Source organism: Rhizobium sp. CF142 (genome assembly GCF_000281145.1).
GTDB lineage: Bacteria > Pseudomonadota > Alphaproteobacteria > Rhizobiales > Rhizobiaceae > Rhizobium.
This window is the reverse complement of record NZ_AJWE01000126.1, coordinates 1-568: the sequence shown is the minus strand read 5'-3', so window position 1 is coordinate 568 and position 568 is coordinate 1. Positions and strand designations below refer to the sequence as shown.

Below are 568 nucleotides of genomic sequence, written 5' to 3'. Positions count from 1 at the left end.
ACGCATTCAGCCTTGTATCCGCGAGCAGGATGCGCGCCTTGAAGAACGGTGCCGCGGGCTGGCTTGGGGTGGCGGTCTGTTCCGGCTGGCCGGTGAGGAACGTGTCCTGGCTGATCGTGCGCACTTCGCCCGAGGCCGTGCCGTATTTCTGGAAGGGATAGGCGTCGAGCTTGACGCGGGCTTCCTTGCCGACGGCGATGCGGCCGATGTCGCGGGTGTTGATCGAGACTTCGGCTTCGAGCGGCACGTTGATCGGCACCAGCGTGACGACAGGTTCGGCCTCGCGCACGACGGAGCCGACCGAGCGCTGGGCGAGATCGAGCACGACGGCGTCTGCAGGCGCCGTCAGCGCCACCATGTTGCGGCGCAGTTCCATCTTCTTCTGCTCTTCGCCGGCCATGTCGCGCTGGCTGCGCAGGTCGACGAGCTGTTCCATCGCGGCGCGGCGGAAATCCTCGATGAAGGCCTGGCGGTCGGCGCGCAGTTTGGCATAGGCGTGGACTGCCTCGTCGGCCTTGCCGCGCACGGCGGTAATATCGGCCTCGACATCGAGGCGGGCGTCGCGCGA

1 protein-coding gene is annotated in these 568 nt (G+C 67.3%); it reads right to left on the bottom strand.

Features of this window, described 5'->3' with window-relative positions; genetic code table 11:
• The coding region (locus PMI11_RS31455) for an HlyD family efflux transporter periplasmic adaptor subunit (protein ID WP_007825554.1) at positions 1 to 568 on the bottom strand (568 nt) is incomplete at both ends.